5 protein-coding genes are annotated in these 2,903 nt (G+C 64.6%); all 5 read right to left on the reverse strand.

The window, feature by feature from the left end:
* Window positions 1–725, reverse strand: a 725-nt coding sequence (locus tag EOA28_RS31250) for a preprotein translocase subunit SecY (protein WP_148670968.1), incomplete at its 3' end; no start/stop codon positions are given.
* 257 nt (window positions 726–982) lie between these two features.
* Complete coding sequence (gene rplO / locus EOA28_RS31255; RefSeq protein ID WP_126083813.1) at window positions 983–1,456, reverse strand: 50S ribosomal protein L15; 474 nt, start codon at window positions 1,454–1,456, stop codon at window positions 983–985.
* A gap of 22 nt (window positions 1,457–1,478) precedes the next feature.
* The gene (gene rpmD, locus EOA28_RS31260; RefSeq protein WP_027170355.1) at window positions 1,479–1,676 is read right to left on the reverse strand and encodes a 50S ribosomal protein L30; all 198 of its coding nucleotides are present in this window, start codon (window positions 1,674–1,676) and stop codon (window positions 1,479–1,481) included.
* Between the two features lie 25 nt (window positions 1,677–1,701).
* Complete coding sequence (rpsE, locus tag EOA28_RS31265; RefSeq protein WP_027046810.1) at window positions 1,702–2,271, reverse strand: 30S ribosomal protein S5; 570 nt, start codon at window positions 2,269–2,271, stop codon at window positions 1,702–1,704.
* Between the two features lie 74 nt (window positions 2,272–2,345).
* Window positions 2,346–2,708 carry a 50S ribosomal protein L18 gene (gene rplR, locus EOA28_RS31270; protein WP_127252187.1) on the reverse strand — a complete coding sequence of 121 codons (363 nt, stop codon included), beginning with the start codon at window positions 2,706–2,708 and terminating at the stop codon, window positions 2,346–2,348.
* Between the last annotated feature and the right edge of the window lie 195 nt (window positions 2,709–2,903).

Genomic DNA, 2,903 nt, shown 5'->3' on the forward strand with positions numbered 1-2,903 from the left:
TGCGCGCGCTCGACGAAGACGATGAGCGCGATGACGATGATGGCCAGAACGATGATCGCGAGGATGAGGCCCGTCGACAGCGCGCCGGTGCGGCCGAGCTCCAGCGTGCCGGAGATCGCCCGCGGCAGGCCGGCGACGATGCCGGAGAAGATGATCAGCGAAATGCCGTTGCCGATGCCGCGCGCGGTGATCTGCTCGCCGAGCCACATCAGGAACATCGTGCCGCCGACCAGCGTGACGACGGTCGAGATGCGGAAGAACATGCCAGGATCGTTGACGATGCCGTTGCCGCCTTCGAGGCCGATCGAAATGCCGTAGGCCTGGATCAGCGCCAGAAGCACGGTGCCGTAGCGCGTGTACTGGTTGATGATCTTGCGGCCCTGCTCGCCTTCCTTCTTCAGCGCTTCCAGCGAGGGGATGACCGAGGTCATCAGCTGCATGATGATGGAGGCGGAGATGTAGGGCATGATGCCCAGCGCAAAGATCGCCATGCGCTGCACGGCGCCGCCGGCGAACATGTTGAACATGCCGAGCACGCCCTTGCTCTGCGAGGAGAAGGCCTGGGCGAAAGCGTCGGGGTTGATGCCGGGAAGCGGGATGTAGGTGCCGAGGCGGTAGACGAGCAGCGCGCCGATGGTGAACCAGATGCGCTTCTTGAGATCCTCGGCCTTGGCGAAGGCCGCGAAATTCAGATTGGAGGCTAGTTGTTCAGCAGCCGAAGCCATGCCTGATTCTCCGCTAGAGCATGATGCCGAAAAGTGTGGAGCGGTTTTCGGACAACATCCTGCTCTACTTCATTGATTTCCGTGTCACGCTCGACGCCCCCAGCTCAGGCGGCGCGTGTCACCGAAGCTCACGAGATAAGCTCCGGACCTTAAACATGCAAGCGGCCGCGTTGACGCGGCCGCCCAATTCATCTGGTCAAAGCGCGGATCGAGGGAAAATGCGAAGTTATCCCGGTCGGCCGTGCTTCAAATCGCCGTTACTCGGCGGCGGCCGCTTCCGGCAGCTTCACCGAACCGCCGGCCTTCTCGATCTTCTCGATCGCGGCCTTGGAGGCGCCGGCGACGTCGAAGGAGAGCTTGGCCTTCAGCTCGCCGTCGGACAGCACGCGCACGCCGTCCTTGGCGCGGCGGATGACGCCGGCGGCGACCAGGGCCTCGGCCGTCACGGCCGCCTTGGCGTCGAGCTTCTTGGCGTCGATCGCCGCCTGGATCTTGGCCAACGACACGACCGCGAAGCTCTTGCCGAACAGGTTGTTGAAGCCGCGCTTCGGCAGGCGCCGGTAGAGCGGCATTTGGCCGCCCTCGAAGCCGTTGATGGCAACGCCCGAACGAGCCTTCTGGCCCTTGACGCCGCGACCGGCGGTCTTGCCCGAGCCGGAGCCGATGCCGCGACCGAGGCGCTTCCTGGAATGCGTGGCGCCGTCCTTGTCACGCAGATCGTTGAGTTTCATCATTCTTCTCCTGCGCTTCCGTTCAGGCCTCGTCCACGACGCGGACGAGGTGCTGGACGGCGGCGATCATGCCGCGCACGGAAGGGGTATCTTCCAGCGTGCGCCGCTTGTGCATCTTGTTCAGGCCGAGGCCGACCAGCGTGGCACGCTGCTCCTTCGGCCGGCGGATCGGGGAGCCGATCTGCTCGACGGTGATGGTCTTGGTAGCTTTCTTGGCCATGGTCGAAATCCCTGGTCAGCGTCGACTATTCTTCAGCCGCAACGGCGGTGCCGCGGCGGGCCTGAAGGGTCGAATACTTGATGCCGCGCGCGGCAGCCACATCCTTCGGATGCATCTGGCTCTTCAGCGCGTCGAAGGTGGCGCGAACCATGTTGTAGGGGTTCGACGAACCCATCGACTTGGCGACCACGTCATGCATGCCGAGCGTCTCGAAGACGGCGCGCATCGGACCGCCGGCGATGATGCCGGTACCCTGCTTGGCGGCGCGCAACAGAACGCGTCCGGCGCCCCAACGGCCCTCGACGTCGTGATGCAGCGTGCGGCCCGAACGCAGCGGCACGAAGATCATGTCGCGCTTGGCCGATTCGGTCGCCTTGCGGATGGCTTCCGGCACTTCGCGCGCCTTGCCGTGGCCGAAGCCGACGCGGCCCTTCTGGTCGCCGACGACGACGAGAGCGGCAAAGCCGAAACGACGGCCGCCCTTCACCACCTTGGCGACGCGGTTGATGTGGACGAGCTTGTCCACCATGCCGTCGTCACGCTCTTCGCGTTCACGCTCGCGGCCGCGGCCGCCTTCTCTACGTTCCTGTGCCATATCCTAGTCCTTGTTCTTTTCCGGAAGCACGGGTTGCTGTTTGCCGATGCCGCTTTGGGTCATCAGCGGCGAAATTAGAAGCTGAGGCCGCCTTCGCGGGCAGCTTCGGCCAGCGCCTTGACGCGGCCATGATAAATGTACGGGCCACGATCGAAGACGACTTCCTTGACGCCGGCCTTCGAAGCGCGCTCGGCGATCAGCTTGCCGACCGCAGCGGCAGCGGCAGTGTCGGCGCCGGTCTTCAGCGAACCCTTGAGGTCCTTCTCGAGCGTCGAGGCGGCGGCCAGAGTGTGGCCGGTGGCATCGTCGATGACCTGGACGTAGATGTTCTTCGAGCTACGGTGCACCGAAAGCCGCGGACGCGCGCCGGCGACCTTCTTCAGCTGGCGGCGGACGCGCTGCGCGCGGCGCTGGATGGTTTCCTTGGGGCTTGCCATGATGTCAGTTCCTTGCCTTCAGAAAACGGGGGCAACCCTGCGCGGTAGGCCAAGCCTCCCGCGGCCGCTCCCCGCGGCGTTACACTTCTCAAGCCTGGCCCCTTCCGAAAAGTCCGCAACTTTTTGCTGCGCTGACCTTCGGTTCGGGGCCAAGCCTATTACTTCTTCTTGCCTTCCTTGCGCACGATGCGCTCG

The organism is Mesorhizobium sp. M2A.F.Ca.ET.067.02.1.1 (genome assembly GCF_004023285.1).
In the GTDB taxonomy this organism is placed as follows: domain Bacteria; phylum Pseudomonadota; class Alphaproteobacteria; order Rhizobiales; family Rhizobiaceae; genus Mesorhizobium.

Excerpts from the sequence above, each read along its gene's own strand:
- rpmD (WP_027170355.1), bottom strand. The coding sequence starts at position 1,676 with ATGGCCAAGAAAGCTACCAAGACCATCACCGTCGAGCAGATCGGCTCC.
- rplO (WP_126083813.1), bottom strand. The coding sequence starts at position 1,456 with ATGAAACTCAACGATCTGCGTGACAAGGACGGCGCCACGCATTCCAGG.
- rpsE (WP_027046810.1), bottom strand. The coding sequence starts at position 2,271 with ATGGCACAGGAACGTAGAGAAGGCGGCCGCGGCCGCGAGCGTGAACGC.
- rplR (WP_127252187.1), bottom strand. The coding sequence starts at position 2,708 with ATGGCAAGCCCCAAGGAAACCATCCAGCGCCGCGCGCAGCGCGTCCGC.